Below are 16,948 nucleotides of genomic sequence, written 5' to 3'. Positions count from 1 at the left end.
TTTTGTGCACCGCACAAAAACATGTTGCAAGTGCGAAGCGGGTGTCATATATAGGATGGCATAGAAGGAGATTTCTTCATGGCTAAAACCGACACCTACTCATTTGGCACGTTCGATCCGCAGACTTTCGTCAAGGCCTTCCCGTTTGGCGACATGGGCAAGGACGCGATGTCCGCAGGCACGGAGAGCGCGAAAGCTTCCGTGAAAAGCTTTCAAGACGCCAGCGCCGCTGTAATGCGTCAGGCTCAGGATCGCGTCAGCATGACCGTTGAAACCAGCAAAACGCTGGCCGGCGTGTCTTCGATGGAAGAGGCACTGGAAATCCAGTCCACCTACATGCGCACCGCAGTCAAAGCCCATCTCGATGGCCTCAGCGAACTGGCAGACATCTACAGCTCCGCGATGAAAGACTGCTTCCAGCCTTTCGCTGGATACATGCAGACCGCCACGACCGAGACCAAGCAGGCAGCTTCCAAAGCGAAAGCTTCCTAAAGCGTCTGCCTGTCAAACGGGCAATCAATGAATTCGAAGGCCAGCTGCCCCCGCAGCTGGCCTTTTTCGTTTGGGCCGCTGCAACTTGTCCCGTGCACCGGCGCAGTGCGGAACTTATATCCAGATTATGACCAAACTTGTTGCATTCGAAACGCTGAAGCGGCCGGACACGCCGAACACGTATCTAGTCCTGCCAGCCGGAATGATGTCTACGGCGCACCCGGACGAGACTTCTCCTGTATATGGCGAACCAGCCGAAGCACTCTACCAGCGCCTCAAGATGCTGGCGGCAGGTAAGGATCGCTGGACGATTGCAGCACATGACGACAGCGAAATGCAGTTGGAAATTGTGGCCGCGACAAAGCTGCTGAAGTTCAAGGATGATGTCTCGATCCGGGTCGTATCCGCGAAAGACGGCGCACAAACCGCTGAAATCGCTGTGTACTCTCGATCTCGCCTTGGAAAGTACGATTTCAAGGCCAACCAGAAGCGCGTCCAAACGCTGCTTTCTGAGTTGAAAGGAAATGCGGCAGCTACAGCTTGATCAGTAGAGCAGAACGTATCAGGCTGAAATTGTCAGAAAGCCAACCTATGTCATGATCATGGCCGTAACAGACTACAGACCCAAGCTCGCCGATCCGGAAGACCCGACAGGGCCCGACCGGACCGATGACAGCGATGGAACCGGCGTTGTCACCGAGACGCGGGTAAAAACGAAGAAACCAAGCATGTACCGGGTACTGCTTCTGAATGACGACTACACGCCCATGGAGTTTGTCGTCTTCATCCTGGAGCAGTTCTTCAACAAGAGCCCGGAACAGGCGACTCGGATTATGCTGCATGTACACCAGAAAGGTGTGGGGGTTTGCGGCGTCTACACTTTTGAGGTCGCCGAAACCAAGGTTGCCCAGGTCATGGACTTGGCGCGGCGCAACGAACATCCTCTGCAATGCACGATGGAAAAAGAGGATTAAAGCCAGATGCCCTCACTGACCGACAGTCTAGAAACCGCCCTGGAAAAAGCGCTGAACCTCGCAGGCGAGCGTTCGCACGAATATTCGACACTTGAACATCTGCTTCTGGCGCTGACTGAAGATACCGACGCAGTGGAAGTGATGACGGCCTGCAAGGTCGACATCCCACATCTGCGCCAGTCGCTCGCACAATATATCGATGATGAGCTCTCAAGCCTGATCACCGACAGCCCGACGACATCGGTGCAGCCGACAGCTGCTTTCCAGCGCGTTGTACAACGTGCGATCCTGCACGTCGAAAGCTCGGGGCGTGACGAGGTGTCTGGCGCGAACGTCCTCATCTCCATCTTTTCCGAGCGCGAAAGTCATGCTGCCTACTTCCTGCAGGAGCAGGACATGACGCGCTACGACGCGGTGAATTTTGTTTCGCACGGTCTTGCGAAGTCGCCGGGGATGTCGCGTTCGACGACCCCGCGCGGCTCTGAGGAAACCGAACATCAGCAAAAGCCCGGCCCGGCCAAGGAAGCGCTGGAAGCTTACTGCGTGAACCTCAATGAGAAGGCCAAGCAGGGCAAGGTCGATCCGCTTATCGGCCGCGACTTCGAGATCGAACGTTGTATTGAGGTGCTTTGCCGCCGCTCGAAGAACAATCCTGTGTTGGTTGGTGACCCCGGCGTCGGCAAGACCGCCATCGCCGAAGGCCTCGCCAAGAAGATCGTTGACGGCGAGGTGCCGGAGATTCTCGACGATGCGGTGATCTGGTCGCTCGACATGGGCGCCCTTCTGGCTGGCACCCGCTATCGCGGTGACTTCGAGGAGCGCCTGAAAGCGGTGATGAAGGAAATCAGCGAACAGGAAAAAGGCATCCTGTTCATCGACGAAATCCATACCGTTATCGGCGCTGGTGCCACATCGGGCGGCGCAATGGATGCCTCCAACCTGCTGAAGCCTGCGCTTCAGAGCGGCGAAGTCCGCTGCATGGGGTCGACCACTTTCAAGGAGTACAAGCAGCACTTCGAGAAGGACCGCGCCCTCGCCCGCCGTTTCCGCAAGATTGATGTGGTCGAGCCGTCCGTTCCGGATGCAATCAAGATCCTTACCGGCCTGAAGCCAACCTTTGAGGATTTCCACGGTATTCGCTACACGAATGACGCAATCAAGACGGCTGTCGAGCTATCTGATCGCTACATCACCGACCGCATGTTGCCGGACAAGGCGATTGACGTGATCGATGAAGCCGGCGCGACACAGTGGCTGGTGCCAGAGAACCGTCGCCGCAAGCAGATCGGAACCAAGGAGATCGAAGCGGTGATCGCGAAGATCGCCCGCATTCCCCCCAAGCAGGTCACAAAGGACGATGCAGTCGCCCTCAAGAACCTGCAGCCGGACCTCAAGCGTGTCGTCTATGGTCAGGATCAGGCGATCGAAGCGCTCTCATCGGCGATCAAGCTGTCGCGCGCCGGTCTGCGTGAGCCGAACAAGCCAATCGGTTCCTATCTGTTCACCGGCCCGACCGGTGTCGGCAAAACTGAAGTTGCCCGCCAACTATCGTCCATCATGGGCGTGGAACTGCTGCGCTTCGACATGTCGGAGTATATGGAACGCCACACCGTGTCCCGTCTCATCGGCGCGCCTCCGGGCTATGTTGGCTTTGATCAGGGCGGTCTGCTGACCGACGGTGTCATGCAACATCCGCATTGTGTGTTGTTGCTCGACGAGATCGAGAAGGCCCATCAGGACCTGTTCAACATCCTGCTTCAAGTAATGGACAATGGCTCCCTTACCGACGCGAATGGCCGCAAGGTCGATTTCCGCAATGTCATTTTGATCATGACCACCAATGCCGGTGCGTCTGACGCGGCGAAGAATTCCATCGGCTTTGGCCGGGGCAAGAAGGAAGACGAGCAGGAAGAAGCACTGAAACGTCTCTTCACGCCGGAATTCCGCAACCGCCTCGACGCAACCATCGTCTTCGGTGGCCTCACGCAGGAAATCATTGAGCGGGTAGTCGAGAAGTTCGTGCTTCAGCTTGAAGTGCAGCTTGCCGACCGCAATGTGACGATTGAGCTTTCTGAAGACGCCCGTGACTGGCTTGCGGTACGCGGCTTCGACGAGGAGTTTGGTGCTCGTCCTCTCGCCCGCACGATCCAGGAGCATGTGAAGAAACCGATGGCCGAGGAGCTCCTCTTCGGCAAGCTTGCCAAGGGCGGCGCGGTGAAGATCACTGTTGATGAGGATGACGACGATAAGCTTGCCTTCGAATATATTGAGGACAAGGCAAAGAAGTCGAAAAACAAGAAATCGGGCAAACCCGAACAGGTCGATTAAGGCCTGACAGACATCTCGCAGAGATGAAGCCCTCGCCCATGTGGCGGGGGCTTTTTCTTTGGCGCTGGTGGAGCCCGGCTGTTCGAACGCGCTCAGGTTACCAGACCATGGCTTCCTTCAGCTTGGCGTGTAGCGATGGGGGGATCTCTTGTGCCTTGCCATCGCGCTTGATATCGGCAGGCGCCTCGTTGGGCTTCAGATAGCGCCAGCCCTGGAAGGGGCGTTTCGGGGTCGGCTCCACAAGAACGATCTCGGGGTCCAGCACCAGTTCACAGGCCTTTCGGCCATTCCGGTCTGCCATGACGCGAATATCCGTAATCTTCTGGCGAACCTGTATCAGGCCCTTGATCACCCAGTAGATCGAGCCGCCATCAAGTAGCTGGTCGACCTGCTTGGGCACCATGCGCGTATGATGGACTGGCTGGGGGTAAGACCGCATCAGGCGCTTCTGCCACACCTCAAGGTCGCCAATTTCTTCGGCACCTACGCAGAGTTTAACCATGTTCAGGCTCACAAGGCCAAATTTAATGCCGCGCGCACCAGAGGCCAGGCCCCGCCTGTCGTTTCCTGTGCGAAAAGTGAACCTGTTCGAAGATCGCGGCGCCTAGACCTCTTCCAGCTCGACCAGCATGACGCCTTCCGCAACCTGCTCACCGATGCTGGCGCCGACGGCCTTCACCACACCGTCGCGCGGTGCTTTCAGGCTGTGCTCCATCTTCATGGCTTCCATCACGGCCAGCGTCTGGTCCTTGGTGACCTCGTCGCCTGGCTGGACCCGAAGATCGATGACCTTGCCGGGCATCGGCGCAGAAACCTTGTCGCCGCCAGCAATCGCTTCGGCTTCGGCTTCATAGTCCGGAATGTCGACGAGGACCGTGTCGCCATCAACGGCGACCGCGAAGCTGTGATCGGTGATGGAGATGGCTGGCATGATATCCATGCCCTCACTGCCATCGAGCGAGATGTCCGCGATCTCTCCATCCAGCTTGAGACGGATGGAGCAGCGAGCTGGAGCGTTCAAACGCCAGCCATCCTTGTGGTCGTACGGACTGTCTCCGGTGTCTGTCAGTAGCGCATGAGCGACCAGGCGGCCTGCCGCCTCACGGATGTCAGTCTTGGCCTGTGTGAGCGCATCGATCTCTTCTGCGATCCAGTTCACGTGATGCTCGCCATCTCGAAAGACCGGGTGATCAAGGCAGCGCTTCAGGAAACCGACATTGCTCGGAATGCCCGCGATTATGCTTTCGCCCAGGCTTTCAGACAGGGCATCGATTGCACTCTCGCGGTCCCAGCTTTTCACGATCGCCTTCGCAATCATGGAATCGTAGACCGCAGGCACGGTGTCGCCTGCGCCAAAGCCGCTATCGAGCCTGTAGAGCGTGAGGTCACCATCCAGCGCATCTGCTGATGCCCCAGCGCTGCTCTCGGACAGGCGCTCAACATTTCCGAGATTGAAAGCGTAGAGCCGCCCTGCCCCCGGCCTGAAGTCATCGCTGGGGTCTTCGGCGCAAATACGTGCCTCGATCGCATGTCCGTTTAGCGGGATATCGCCCTGTTTCAGCGGCAGTTTCTCCCCGGACGCAACACGCAGCTGCCACTCGACGAGGTCAGTGCCGGTGATCAGCTCGGTCACAGGGTGCTCGACCTGAAGGCGCGTGTTCATCTCAAGGAAGAAGAACGTATCTTTTGCAAGCGGACGTGTGCCATCGACGATGAACTCCACCGTCCCTGCACCCTGATAGCCGACCGCCCTGGCGAGATCGACTGCCGCGCCCGTCATGGCGGCACGAACATCCTCTGGCATGCCGGGAGCAGGCGCTTCTTCGACAACTTTCTGACGGCGGCGCTGCAGGGAGCAATCGCGCTCATAAAGATGGACAGCGTCGCCGTGACTATCGCCGAAGACCTGCACCTCGATATGGCGCGGTTGCTCGACCAGCTTTTCTAGCATGACGCGGCCATCGCCGAATGAGGATTTCGCCTCACGCACGGCGCTTTCAAGCTCGCCAGCGAGGTCTTGCCTTTTCGCGACCAGCCGGATGCCGCGCCCGCCGCCGCCAGCGACAGCCTTGATCAGGAGTGGATAACCGATGCGCTCGGCTTCGCCTTCCAGCGTGGCAGCATCCTGCGCTTCGCCGCGGTAGCCCGGCAGCACGGGAACGCCAGCCTCTTCTGCGATACGCTTGGCCTCATCCTTGAGCCCCATGGACCGGATCGTGGTGGCTGTCGGTCCGACCCAGATCAGGCCCGCCTTCGCGACCGCGTCGGCAAAGTCTGCATTCTCAGACAGAAAGCCATAACCAGGGTGGATCGCCTCTGCGCCAGCCGCTTTCGCAGCCTCTATGATGCGTGCACCCTGAAGATAGCTTTCACTCGCCTGAGCCGCACCAATGTGCACCGCCTCGTCAGCCAGCGCGACATGGCGAGCATAGACATCAGCATCGGAATAGACAGCAATCGTGCGTACACCGAGACGTTTACAGGTCTCGATTATCCGGCAGGCAATTTCACCCCGGTTCGCGATCAGCAGGCTTTTCAGCATCTTGTCCTTCCCGGTGCCGGTGGATCAGGGCCACCAGCACGAAACTTATGATCATCAGCAGATACCAAGAGCCGAATTTTGCCGGGGAAACAAGTTTCCAGGCTGACTCTTGCCCCGGATAGGTCCAGGCCCGCGCGAGTGTTCCAATATTTTCGGCAAACCAGATAAAAAGTGCAACCAGGCCAAAACCTATGGCGAGCGGCATCGGCCGATGGTCCCGGTCAGCCCTGAACCAGACTACGCATGGACCGTAGATCAGAACGGTCGCAACGAACAGCACGTTGCGAATATCGATCGTGTAGTGATGGGCAAAGAAGTTCACATAGATAGCCATTGCCAACAGACCCTGTAGCCACAACGGCGGAAACCGGTCGAAGCGGAAGTCGAAGATACGCCAGACGCGCGCAAGGTAGCTGCCGACCGCCGCATACATGAAACCAGAGAAAAGTGGCACGCCACCAATCCGCAGGAAGCTTTCTTCGGGATAGATCCAGCTGCCGGCACCTGTCTTGAACACTTCCATTGCCGTGCCAACGATATGGAAAGCGAGGATCACCTTCGCTTCTTCCAAGCTCTCAAGCCCTGTCGCGATCAGCGCAACCTGAATGAGTACGGCGGCGACGACCAGAAAATCATAGCGGCTAAGCGGAGCGCCTTCAGGATAGAACAGGTGGGTCAGCAGGATCAGCGCGAGCAGCAGGCCGCCAAAGACACAGGCCCAGCCCTGCTTGATGCCGAAGCTCAGGAACTCGAAGAACGCCGCCCCGACTGGCCCGCGCACGAGCCGCTGTCTGATGGCTTCACGCTGGTTCGAAAGCCAGTCCTGCCATTGCGTCCATGTCCACATGACAGGTGCTTTCACTGTTGAACCGGGCAACTGGAAGGCAGGTCAAAGGCGATTTGCCGCAAACTGAACGGCAAATTCGAGACCTGCCGTCGGGCCTGCCTACTCCGCCCAGCCGGGTTTGCGCTTTTCAAGGAAGGCGCTGAGCCCTTCCTTGCCCTCATCGCTGACGCGGCGCGCCGCGATACGCTTGGCCGTTTCGTGGCTGAGTGACTGATCGATGGCAACCCCGGCAAAGTCGTGCACCAGCCGCTTGCTGTCATGGATCGCGCCGGGCGCGGCCTTGCTCGCGAGATCGGCAAGGTATTCTTCCATCTCCAGGAGACCTTCATTCGTTTCGACCACATACTGGACGAGGCCAATACGCTCGGCGAAGGCGGCATCAAAGCTTTCAGCCGACACGAAGAGGGCTTTGGCCCAGCGCGGGCCGATAGCCGAAATGACGAACGGGCTGATCGTCGCCGGGGTCAGGCCGAGACGTACCTCTGAAAAGCGGAACTTGGTGTCCTTCATGGCGACAGCGATATCGCAAGCGGCCACAAGGCCTGCGCCGCCGCCCATGACCGCGCCGTGGACCAGTGCCACCGTCATCTGCGGCAGGGCTGCAAGCTTGCGGAGCATCTCCGCGAGCTTGAAGGCGTCTTCCTCGTTCTCATGGCGTGAATAGCTGGCGGCCGCCTTCATCCATTCAAGGTCTGCCCCAGCCGAAAAGCTCGGCCCGTTGCCGCGCAGAATGACCATGCGGATGGTCGTCTGCTCGGTTAGCGTCTCAATCGCGTCAGTCAGCTCTTCGATGACGATGGCGTTGAAGGCATTGTGCTTTTCGGGCCGGTTCAGCGTGATGACGGCGATACCGCCCGGGGTCGCATCGAGGGAAATGGTCTCGTAGGCCATGAATTTCTCCTGTGATCTAAAAATGAGGTTAGGCCTGACAGAGCCGTTTTGGAATGGGCGTTAGCCGTCCTTTGCAGCCTGCCTGTAATGACTGTCGCGGCGCAGGGCCGGTTTCTCGACGAACCACCAGAGCAGGAAGCTCGAGGCCAGCGTGAGAAGCGCTGCGATAGCAAAACCCGCAGACAGGCCTGCGGTCGCGAAGACACCGGCCATAATTAGCCCCTGAAGGATCGGGAAGTGGGTGATGTAGAGGCCATAGCTGATATCGCCATAGCGCGCGGCATTGAGAAGCGGGCCCGGCGCGAAGGCTGCCCATGCGATGAGGCCCGCGAGACCGGCCGGGCGCAGAGGCTCCAGAACCGGATGCAGCGTGGAAACTCCAAAGAGCGCCAACCCCATGAGGCCAAGGCTTCCGGTCTTTTGCTTCGCCTGTTCCCAGACGAGCCAGAGGCCCATCCCGCTCGCGAAGAATGCCATCTGGCCGGGCAGTTGGCGGGCAAGCTCCGGCGCCAGCGCGAGCAGTGTCGGCGAGGCATCCGCTGCGGCGAGCGTGGGCTCAAGCAGGAAACGCCACGCTTCACCCGCAACATAGAGACATACCAGCACCACCCATTGCACTTTACCGGCCCGGCGCATCAGCCAGGCGATGAACGGGAGGGCGAGGTAGAACATCACCTCTACCTTCAACGTCCACAGCGCGCCATTCACCGCTTCGAAGCGCTGGCCGTCGAACAGCCCGGGAAGATCGGGCGCAAGGAAATTCAGGAAGACAAGATTGGCGCCGAGATAGCGAAGAATTCCACTCGCGGCGCCGGGACCTGCGACTATCAGGCTGACGAGCGCGGGGACCAGAATGATGACGGCATAGGCGGGATAAAGCCGCCGCACGCGTTTCTCTGCGTAATCGCCGAGCGAGTCCGAGCGCATCAACGACCCGAACACAAGTGCTCCTGAAACGATAAAAAATCCCTGGATGGAGAATTCAGCGAGCGCACCAAGTGACGTTTCCAGGAGTGCATCAGGCGCAATCGCAGTCAGCGCCACAGCGTGAAAGACGGTCACACCGGCAGCGAAGACAAGGCGTAGAAGGTCGAAACGGTTCGTAGTCAGGGCACTCAACTCCGCCTGAAGGAACAGGATGTCCGGGTGGCATGGTCTGGAGCAGCGCGCAAGCAAAAGGGGCCTGCATATGCAGGCCCCTTCGCTGGTCTGATTGTCAGGTCGCTACCTAGTAGTCGGTGTCCACGCCCATAGCGGAATCATCCGTCATGTCGTCAGCGGCGTCTTCTTTCTCGCCCCAGGCTTCCTTGGCCTCTTCGTATTCTGCCTCACTGACTTCGCCGTCATAGTCGGCATCGATCATTACGAAATTCTCGGTGGCCGCTGCCTCGGTTACGTCGCCATCAGCGGTCTTCCAGCTGACGAACTCCTCCTTGGAGATGGTTCCGCTGGCGTCGGTGTCGACGTCGCCGAAGGCGCTAATCTCACCTGCAGAGGCTGCGAGGGCACCTGCGGCTGCGGCACCGGCGAAAACAATTGCAAAGCGTTTCATAACTTTCTCCTTTTTTGCGATCTCATTCTGAGATGCGAAAAGAAGACGCCCAAAGGGTAAGGGTGGATGCGTTACAAGGCGGTTAGATATCTATGCGAAAACCGCGCCACAAATAAATGGCTTATAAATCAGCGCTCAGGCCCGCTTATTAAGCTTCTGACAGGTAGCAGACTACATGCGGAACACGCCAAACCCACGTTCACCCATAGGCGCATTCAAGGCGGCGGCCAGTGACAGGCCTAGTACGCGGCGCGTGTCGGCAGGGTCGATAATGCCGTCGTCCCACAGGCGCGCGGTCGAGTAATACGGGCTGCCCTCTGCTTCATACGCCTCGCGGATCGGCGTCTTGAAGGCTTCCTCATCTGCCGCGCTCCATTCCTCACCGCGCCGCTCCATACCGTCGCGTCGGACCGTTGCCAGAACAGAAGCCGCTTGTTCGCCGCCCATGACGGAGATACGAGCATTGGGCCACATGAACATGAAGCGCGGGCTATAGGCTCGGCCACACATACCGTAATTACCCGCGCCGAAGCTGCCGCCCGTTACGACCGTGAATTTCGGAACCGAGGCTGTCGCCACCGCCGTCACCATTTTGGCGCCATCTTTGGCAATGCCGCCTGCTTCATACTTGGAGCCCACCATGAAGCCGGTGATATTCTGCAGGAAGACAAGCGGGGTACGCCGCTGGTCCGCCAGTTCGATGAAGTGCGCCGCCTTCTGCGCGCTTTCAGAAAACAGGATGCCGTTATTGGCGAGGATCGCGACCGGCATGCCATAGATGTGCGCGAAGCCACAGACGAGCGTCTCGCCGTAGAGCTGTTTGAACTCATGAAATTCAGACCCGTCGACGGTGCGGGCAATGACTTCACGGGCATCATAGGGTTCGCGCACGTCGCGGGGCACAAGGCCATGAAGCTCTTGCGGATTGTAAAGTGGCTCCCGAACGTCCGCAAAGCCGACCGTATCTGGCTTAGGCTGGTGCAAGGTGCGCACGATTGAGCGGACGATGGCCAGTGCATGCTCATCGCTTGCCGCATAGTGATCCGCTACACCGGACTTGCGGGCATGCACGTCCGCGCCGCCAAGATCCTCGGCTGAGATCTCTTCACCCGTTGCGGCTTTTACAAGTGGTGGCCCGCCAAGGAAGATCGTGCCCTGCTTGCGGACAATGATGGTCTCGTCCGACATGGCAGGCACATAAGCGCCGCCAGCCGTACAGGAACCCATGACCGACGCGATCTGCGGGATGCCCTTCGCGCTCATCTGCGCCTGATTGAAGAAGATGCGCCCAAAGTGCTCGCGGTCCGGGAAGACCTCTGCCTGATGCGGCAGGTTCGCGCCGCCGCTATCGACCAGATAGATGCAGGGAAGATGGTTCTGCATCGCAATTTCCTGCGCGCGCAGATGCTTCTTCACTGTCATCGGGAAATAGGCGCCGCCTTTGACCGTCGCATCGTTGCACACGATCATGCATTCGCGGCCCTCAACACGGCCGATACCTGTGATGATGCCAGCGCCGGGCGCCTCGTCATCATACATGCCGTTGGCCGCAAGCGCCCCAATCTCAAGGAAGGGTGCGCCGGGATCGATAAGGCGTTCCACCCGCTCACGAGGCAACAGCTTGCCACGCTCCGTGTGGCGTAGACGCGCGCGCTCGGGGCCGCCCAGCGCTGCATTTGCGCTCTTCTGCCTCAGCTCTTCGAGCAGCGCTTCCATGGCCTGCCGGTTCGACGAGAATTTTTCGCCAGACGTGTCAAGCGTAGATTTCAGTACGGGCATTGGCCCTCCCGGGGACTGTTTCTTGCAGACCTATCGCCGGTTGAGGGTAATGTCATCCCGCAGCGGTAACCAGACTGACATAAATCCAAGCCTATAATGTGCCGCAGAGAGGCCTTTTCATAGCCACTCGCAGGAAACACACTGTGCGGCAGATGAGTCTCGATATTGCGCCAACGCTGAAGTCGATCCCGTTCCTTGGGGACGTCCCAAAACGTGCCCTGAGGGCGGCTGGGCGCGAAGCAAAATGGTTCGCCCTGCCTGCAGGGTGGGAGCTGTTCAAGTCCGGCGATATCTCGGAGTCGATCTATTTCGTCCTGTCCGGATCGCTCGGCGCGTTCCGGACGATGCCAGACGGGCGCTCGGACTTTCTCGGTCACATCCGCGCCGGTGAGCCAGTGGGTGAGATGGCGCTATTTGAAGGCGCTGCCGATATGGATGGCGACGGCTTGGCTGATAACGCCCCGCACACCAGCTCCGTCTACGCTTTGCGCGATTCCGAAATCCTTGAAATCTCCCGTAAGGGTTTCGAGCGGATCACAAAGGCTGATCCGGATATTCTGACCTCATTGATCCAGGTCATGCTGACCCGGCTACGGGAAGGCCGCAAGCCGAACAAGCGTAACGCCCCAAAAGTCTTCGCCCTCGTTGCCACATCCCCGACGATTGACCTGAAGCTTCGCGCAGAAGCGCTGGAAGCATCCCTCGCCCGCTTCGACATGAAGTGTCGCATCATTGACGAGACTGAGGGCCGCGACAAACCCACCGGTTTTTTCGATGAGCTGGAAGCCAACAATGATATCGTAATGCTGGTGACTTCGGTCGGCGACTCGTCATGGTTCCGGCTTTCGACCCGCCAGGCGGACCGCGTATGGGTCTTTGGCCGTGCCGATGCCAGACCATCAAAACCGCTTATGCCCTCTCACGACTCGCCAGCACGCGCACTCCAGCTGGTTGATATCATTCTCCTACATCACAATTCGGAGCGGCAGGCCTCCCACCCAGCCGAGTGGCTGGAAGCTTCTGGCGCGGCGAGACTGTTTCACTGGAAGGGGCTCGACAAAGACAGCTGCGACCGTCTGGCCCGGGTCATGGCAGGTCGCTCAACTGGCATCATACTATCGGGCGGCGGCGCGCGCGCTTATGCCCATATCGGCGTCATTCGCGCCATTCGGGAAGCGGGCATTCCGATCGATTTTGCGGGTGGTGCCTCCATGGGTGCCGTTGTTGGAGCCTGCGTCGCGATGGGCTGGGATGACGACGAAATCGACAGGCGTATCCGGAAGGCCTTTGTCGAAACCAATCCGCTGGGCGATTACAATCTGCCTGTGATCTCCATGGTGAGAGGCAAACGGGTCAATCGGCGCCTCAAAGAACATTTCGGTGACGTCGATATCAACGAACTGCAAATCCCGTTCTTTGCTGTATCGACAAATCTGACGGATGGCACTTACCGGGTTCACCGAAGAGGCCAGCTTCGCACGGCCCTCCGCGCCACGATTTCACTGCCGGGAATACTGCCCCCTGTGGTCCATAATGGCGAAGTCCTCGTCGATGGCGCTGTCCTCAACAATTTCCCGACCGATGTCATGCGAGAGCTTCACCGCGGCATGGTGATCGGCGCGGATGTGTCGCGTGCGCCAGAAGGGTTAAAAGCGGAGGACTTTGTAAATCCGCCGAACTTCTTTCAATGGGTCTGGCGGCACGGCTTCTCCTCGGCGCCGCCTATTGCAGGTCTCCTGATGCGCTCGGCCACGCTGAACATCAATCCAAATGCTGGGCGCGAGCTTGCGGACATGCTGATCGTACCGGAGCTTCGCGATATCGAGTTGCGTGACTGGACAGCTTATGACGAAGCTGTCGAAGCCGGATACGAAGCCGCCCGCAAGGCATTTGCGAGCGGCTCACTTCATGACTTCTGTTTCGGCTCAACGCCCAGCGCGAACCATAGCCACCGTAGCGTCGATCTCAAACAGGTCTGATGGCTAACGGCACCTAGGCCGCCTTGTCCCATTCGGGTGCCCAGCTTGGATTGATCAGCCGCTGATTGTTCGCCTTGAGCGCCGTGATCTGTCCCATCTCTTCGGCTGACAGTTCGAAGTCGTGAACATCATTATTCTGGCGAAGATGCTCAGGCGAAGATGAGCGCGGGATGGTGATAACCCCCGGCTGTTGGGTAAACCAGCGGATCACTACCTGGGCTGGCGTCTTGCCGTGGGCCTCGCCAATTTCTTTCAGGATTTCGCTGTCAAAGACCTGCCCCTGTGCCAGCGGCGAGTAGGCAGTGACCGAGGTACCGATGGCATGGGCTGCTTCGAGCACCGGGGTCTGGTTGATAAAGGGGTGATATTCGACCTGATTGGTCAGGATAGGTGCCTTGGATAGCTTTACCGCCTGCCCAAGCTGATCAACCGTGAAGTTCGACACGCCGATATTTTTCGTCAGCCCCTTGTCGCGGACCTCGTTCAGCGCGCCGAGGCTTTCTTCCAGCGGCACGTCGTCATTGGGCCAGTGAAGCAGGATCAGGTCGACATAGTCCGTGCCGAGCTTGCTCACGCTCTTCTCGACTGACTTCTGAAGATCGCCGTGCTTATATTCGGACATCCAGACCTTCGTCGTCACCCAGAGGTCTTCACGCGGCAATTGGGCGTCTGCGATGCCGCGACCGACATCCTTTTCGTTCTCGTAGGCCTGCGCGGTGTCGATCATGCGGTAGCCTGCCTCGATCGCCTTGGAGACACACTCCTGCGCGGTCTCGCCTTTAAGCTTCCAGGTTCCGAACCCGATTGCGGGAATATCAACGCCAAAATGCTTGGTGGTCAGAGTCATGACTGTCCTTTCGTGCCTGTTTCAATCGCTTGAAAAGCAACGGGACGTCAGCGGGCAGGTTCCGCCGGCTGAGGCTTCACGACTGGTTGAGACCCAGCTCCCGCTGCAGCTTTTTCGTAAGACCTAGCGAAACCAGCCGATAGCTTTCCCGCAAATAGTCTTCGAGAGCCGCATTATCGACCGCCTCGTCTGAGAAACGCTGGATCCACTTCATACCACGCGAGGCAAGGTGAGGGGCACCCCGGCATCCGGGCTGTTCTTTCAATATGTCAAAGGCAAGCTCTGAGACCTTGAAGCTACAGCGAAAACTGCCGTCCTTGTCCTCACCCGCAATAGCAAAGACCTTGCCCGCGACCTTCCAGACATGACTGCCACCCCACTGCACCACATGAGCCGTGTGAGCGAGCTCACCGCAGAATGCATTGTAGTTTTTGATATCCAACCGGTCCTCCCATTTGGGAGAAACCTAGTCAGCGCGCTTCAAGCAGGACGACGGCGAACAGGCCATTTTCATCCGTCCATTTGCGGGTCAGCTCCCAACCCGCACTTTCCGCCATTTCGGCAAATCGGTCGAGTGCAATCTTGCGGGAGTTTTCCGTGTGAATTGTCTCGCCTTTTTCGAACTTGAAGGTTTGGCCAGCCACCTCGACGGTCTGCGCTTTCAAGCTACGCAAATGCATTTCAATACGACTGACGGCGTCATTCCAGCGAGCCTCATGCTTGAAGCTTTCCAAGTCGAAATTACCATCAAGTTCGCGGTTGATCCGTCGCAACAGATTCAGATTGAATTCTGCCGTCACGCCCTTTGCGTCATCATAGGCCGGGACGAGGATGTCCGGCGACTTCGGCTGGTCCAGACCGATGATGAAGCAGGCACCCTCGCCCAGATCCTCGCGCGTCGTGCGCAAGAAGCTGTCTATGTCCCTGTCGAGCAGGTTGCCCATGGTCGAACCGGGAAAAAAGCCAGCCCGCCGGCCGCCCCCGCCTGGCAGATTGCTTCCAAGGTTCGTGTCCATGAAGTCAGCGGCAACGGGATAAACTTCGAGCTCGCCGTAAGCGGACTTCAGCTCATGAGCCGCCTCTTTGAGGTGCTCAGAAGAAATATCGACTGGCACGAAAGCTTTCGGGCGCTCCAGTGCGTCGAGCAGAATGCGCACTTTCAGCAGGCTACCCGCGCCATACTCGACGATTACAGCTTCAGGCCCAATCGCGTCAGCCATCGCTGCTGCTTGCTCGTTGAGAATGGTAAGCTCTGTGCGCGTGGGGTAATACTCATCCAGCTCGGTAATGTCATCAAAGAGACGAGAACCGCGCGCATCGTAGAGCCAGCGGCTCGGGATCGACTTCTGATCTCGCGCCAGACCGGTCAGCACATCCTGAAGAAAAGGGTCAATTCCGGCGCCGTCCATCAGGCGTTCCTCGCAAGTCTTACGCCGCAGAACTGCCAGCGTTTGTCGGGATGAAAGAAGTTTCGATACGTCGGGCGGATATGGTCAGGCGGGGTCACGCAGGATCCACCGCGCAATACCATCTGACCGCTCATGAACTTGCCATTATATTCGCCAACCGCGCCTTCCGGCGCCTTGAAGCCCGGATAGGGAAGGAAAGAACTCGCCGTCCATTCCCAAACATCACCAAAAAGGCCGCTAAGCCCTCGGCTGGACTGACGTGCAGGGCTCAGGCGGCCTGTCCCGGCGTCGTTGCCGGCAAGATCATGGTCTCTGGCCGCTGTTTCCCATTCAGCTTCGGTTGGCAGACGCACGCCAGCCCAGCTTGCATACGCGTCGGCCTCATAGAAACTCACGTGTGTGACAGGCGCTTCGGGGTCGACCGGCTGGGAACCTCGCAGCGTCATCGTCCACCAAGCGCCGTCCTTGCGGTGCCAGTAGAGCGGCGCCGTCCAACCCTTCGACTGGATGCAGGCCCAGCCATCGGAAAGCCAGTTGCCTGGTGCCTCATATCCGCCATCCTCAATGAAGGCCATCCACTCACCGTTGGTGACGGCGCGGCCAGCGAGTTTAAACGGTTCCAGATACTGCTTGTGGCGCGGCCCCTCGCAATCATAGTGAAAGCCATCGCCCTCATGCCCGATTTCAACGAGACCGCCTTCGAAACGGTGCCAGTCGAGCGGTTTCGCGCGCCCCGCCATAAGTCGTGGCTCGGAGGCGCGGTAAGCTGGTTGCAGAGGGTTCTGGCTCAGCAGGTGTAGGATGTCGGTGAGAAACAGCTCCTGATGCTGCTGCTCGTGATGAAGGCCGAGCGTAACCAGCTCAGTCACTTCAGACGACACATCGCCAGATAGAAGATTCGCCATGTTTCGGTCGACATGTGTCCGGAAGGCCATCACGTCATCAAGTGTCGGGCGTGTCAGCATGCCCCGGCTCGGACGCGGGTGACGTTCACCAACAGCATCGTAGTAGGAATTGAAGAGGTACTCGAAGGTCTCGTCGAACACTTCGTAACCTGAAAGATGCGGTTTGAGGACGAAACATTCGAAAAACCAGGTCACATGCGCCAGATGCCATTTGGCCGGGCTGGCGTCTTCCATCGACTGAACCGTCGCATCAGCATCAGACAGCGGCCTGGCGAGATCTCGGGAATAGGCTCGCACACGTTCAAAGGCTGGCAGCAGCCCGGTTTTGGCCTTCGAGACGCCTTGAGGGCTTGCTGAGAGCATCGCGCGCTCCTTCTGGCTGGCAACTTTTGTCTAACAAACA

The 16,948-nt window shown here is 58.6% G+C and carries 16 protein-coding genes; 5 read left to right on the top strand and 11 right to left on the bottom strand.

The genetic code is table 11. From position 1 onward, the window contains the following. Positions 1–78 precede the first annotated feature (78 nt). The 4 genes from D1224_RS02440 (at position 79) to clpA (ending at position 3,794) form a co-directional block, all read left to right on the top strand. Positions 79–492, top strand: coding sequence for a phasin family protein (locus D1224_RS02440; protein WP_119378342.1), 414 nt, complete (start codon positions 79–81; stop codon positions 490–492). A 127-nt stretch (positions 493–619) separates the two neighbouring features. Next, positions 620–1,036 (top strand): DUF1499 domain-containing protein, encoded by a 417-nt coding sequence (locus tag D1224_RS02435; RefSeq protein WP_119378341.1) that lies wholly within the window; start codon positions 620–622, stop codon positions 1,034–1,036. 58 nt (positions 1,037–1,094) lie between these two features. Then, positions 1,095–1,466, top strand: a complete 372-nt coding sequence (gene clpS, locus D1224_RS02430; protein ID WP_119378434.1) for an ATP-dependent Clp protease adapter ClpS — start codon at positions 1,095–1,097, stop codon at positions 1,464–1,466. Between the two features lie 6 nt (positions 1,467–1,472). Continuing rightward, complete coding sequence (gene clpA, locus D1224_RS02425; protein ID WP_119378340.1) at positions 1,473–3,794, top strand: ATP-dependent Clp protease ATP-binding subunit ClpA; 2,322 nt, start codon at positions 1,473–1,475, stop codon at positions 3,792–3,794. A 97-nt stretch (positions 3,795–3,891) separates the two neighbouring features. Here the strand turns inward: clpA and D1224_RS02420 are convergent, their stop codons facing one another. The 7 genes from D1224_RS02420 to D1224_RS02390 all read right to left on the bottom strand — a co-directional run bounded on the left by D1224_RS02420 (position 3,892) and on the right by D1224_RS02390 (position 11,405). Further along, complete coding sequence (locus D1224_RS02420) at positions 3,892–4,296, bottom strand: DUF1489 family protein (protein WP_233350364.1); 405 nt, start codon at positions 4,294–4,296, stop codon at positions 3,892–3,894. A gap of 102 nt (positions 4,297–4,398) precedes the next feature. After that, entirely contained in the window at positions 4,399–6,336 is a 1,938-nt protein-coding gene (locus tag D1224_RS02415) for an acetyl/propionyl/methylcrotonyl-CoA carboxylase subunit alpha (RefSeq protein WP_119378338.1), read from the bottom strand. Beyond that, positions 6,302–7,183, bottom strand: coding sequence for a DUF817 domain-containing protein (locus tag D1224_RS02410; RefSeq protein WP_119378337.1), 882 nt, complete (start codon positions 7,181–7,183; stop codon positions 6,302–6,304). The genes D1224_RS02415 and D1224_RS02410 overlap by 35 nt, the downstream gene beginning before the upstream one ends. 99 nt (positions 7,184–7,282) lie before the next feature. Next, positions 7,283–8,074 carry an enoyl-CoA hydratase-related protein gene (locus D1224_RS02405; RefSeq protein ID WP_119378336.1) on the bottom strand — a complete coding sequence of 264 codons (792 nt, stop codon included), beginning with the start codon at positions 8,072–8,074 and terminating at the stop codon, positions 7,283–7,285. A 60-nt stretch (positions 8,075–8,134) separates the two neighbouring features. Next, positions 8,135–9,193: an acyltransferase family protein gene (locus D1224_RS02400; protein ID WP_233350362.1), complete on the bottom strand. Its 1,059-nt coding sequence runs from the start codon at positions 9,191–9,193 to the stop codon at positions 8,135–8,137. 109 nt (positions 9,194–9,302) lie between these two features. Beyond that, a complete protein-coding gene (locus D1224_RS02395; protein ID WP_119378335.1) occupies positions 9,303–9,626 on the bottom strand; it encodes an EF-hand domain-containing protein in 324 nt (107 codons plus the stop codon). 171 nt (positions 9,627–9,797) lie between these two features. Beyond that, positions 9,798–11,405 (bottom strand): carboxyl transferase domain-containing protein, encoded by a 1,608-nt coding sequence (locus tag D1224_RS02390; protein WP_119378334.1) that lies wholly within the window; start codon positions 11,403–11,405, stop codon positions 9,798–9,800. Positions 11,406–11,557: 152 nt separating this feature from the next. On the opposite strand from D1224_RS02390, the gene D1224_RS02385 reads away from it, so the two are divergent. Further along, a complete protein-coding gene (locus D1224_RS02385; RefSeq protein ID WP_119378333.1) occupies positions 11,558–13,384 on the top strand; it encodes a patatin-like phospholipase family protein in 1,827 nt (608 codons plus the stop codon). A 13-nt stretch (positions 13,385–13,397) separates the two neighbouring features. Here D1224_RS02385 and D1224_RS02380 read toward each other — a convergent pair whose 3' ends face one another. From D1224_RS02380 to egtB, 4 genes are all read right to left on the bottom strand, one after another. Then, on the bottom strand, positions 13,398–14,231 hold the full coding sequence (locus tag D1224_RS02380) for an aldo/keto reductase (protein ID WP_119378332.1): 834 nt from the start codon (positions 14,229–14,231) through the stop codon (positions 13,398–13,400). Positions 14,232–14,307: 76 nt separating this feature from the next. Beyond that, entirely contained in the window at positions 14,308–14,673 is a 366-nt protein-coding gene (locus D1224_RS02375; RefSeq protein ID WP_119378331.1) for an MmcQ/YjbR family DNA-binding protein, read from the bottom strand. Between the two features lie 28 nt (positions 14,674–14,701). After that, the gene (gene egtD / locus D1224_RS02370) at positions 14,702–15,640 is read right to left on the bottom strand and encodes an L-histidine N(alpha)-methyltransferase (RefSeq protein WP_119378330.1); all 939 of its coding nucleotides are present in this window, start codon (positions 15,638–15,640) and stop codon (positions 14,702–14,704) included. Then, positions 15,640–16,908, bottom strand: a complete 1,269-nt coding sequence (egtB, locus tag D1224_RS02365; RefSeq protein WP_119378329.1) for an ergothioneine biosynthesis protein EgtB — start codon at positions 16,906–16,908, stop codon at positions 15,640–15,642. The genes egtD and egtB overlap by 1 nt, the downstream gene beginning before the upstream one ends. Positions 16,909–16,948: the final 40 nt, after the last annotated feature.

The organism is Henriciella barbarensis (assembly GCF_003576345.1).
In the GTDB taxonomy this organism is placed as follows: domain Bacteria; phylum Pseudomonadota; class Alphaproteobacteria; order Caulobacterales; family Hyphomonadaceae; genus Henriciella; species Henriciella barbarensis.
The sequence above is the reverse complement of the archived record's forward strand: the minus strand, read 5'-3'. Positions and strand labels throughout refer to the sequence as shown.

Excerpts from the sequence above, each read along its gene's own strand:
- D1224_RS02440 (WP_119378342.1), top strand. The coding sequence starts at position 79 with ATGGCTAAAACCGACACCTACTCATTTGGCACGTTCGATCCGCAGACT.
- D1224_RS02435 (WP_119378341.1), top strand. The coding sequence starts at position 620 with ATGACCAAACTTGTTGCATTCGAAACGCTGAAGCGGCCGGACACGCCG.
- clpS (WP_119378434.1), top strand. The coding sequence starts at position 1,095 with ATGGCCGTAACAGACTACAGACCCAAGCTCGCCGATCCGGAAGACCCG.
- clpA (WP_119378340.1), top strand. The coding sequence starts at position 1,473 with ATGCCCTCACTGACCGACAGTCTAGAAACCGCCCTGGAAAAAGCGCTG.
- D1224_RS02420 (WP_233350364.1), bottom strand. The coding sequence starts at position 4,296 with ATGGTTAAACTCTGCGTAGGTGCCGAAGAAATTGGCGACCTTGAGGTG.
- D1224_RS02415 (WP_119378338.1), bottom strand. The coding sequence starts at position 6,336 with ATGCTGAAAAGCCTGCTGATCGCGAACCGGGGTGAAATTGCCTGCCGG.
- D1224_RS02410 (WP_119378337.1), bottom strand. The coding sequence starts at position 7,183 with ATGTGGACATGGACGCAATGGCAGGACTGGCTTTCGAACCAGCGTGAA.
- D1224_RS02405 (WP_119378336.1), bottom strand. The coding sequence starts at position 8,074 with ATGGCCTACGAGACCATTTCCCTCGATGCGACCCCGGGCGGTATCGCC.
- D1224_RS02395 (WP_119378335.1), bottom strand. The coding sequence starts at position 9,626 with ATGAAACGCTTTGCAATTGTTTTCGCCGGTGCCGCAGCCGCAGGTGCC.
- D1224_RS02390 (WP_119378334.1), bottom strand. The coding sequence starts at position 11,405 with ATGCCCGTACTGAAATCTACGCTTGACACGTCTGGCGAAAAATTCTCG.
- D1224_RS02385 (WP_119378333.1), top strand. The coding sequence starts at position 11,558 with ATGAGTCTCGATATTGCGCCAACGCTGAAGTCGATCCCGTTCCTTGGG.
- D1224_RS02380 (WP_119378332.1), bottom strand. The coding sequence starts at position 14,231 with ATGACTCTGACCACCAAGCATTTTGGCGTTGATATTCCCGCAATCGGG.
- egtD (WP_119378330.1), bottom strand. The coding sequence starts at position 15,640 with ATGGACGGCGCCGGAATTGACCCTTTTCTTCAGGATGTGCTGACCGGT.
- egtB (WP_119378329.1), bottom strand. The coding sequence starts at position 16,908 with ATGCTCTCAGCAAGCCCTCAAGGCGTCTCGAAGGCCAAAACCGGGCTG.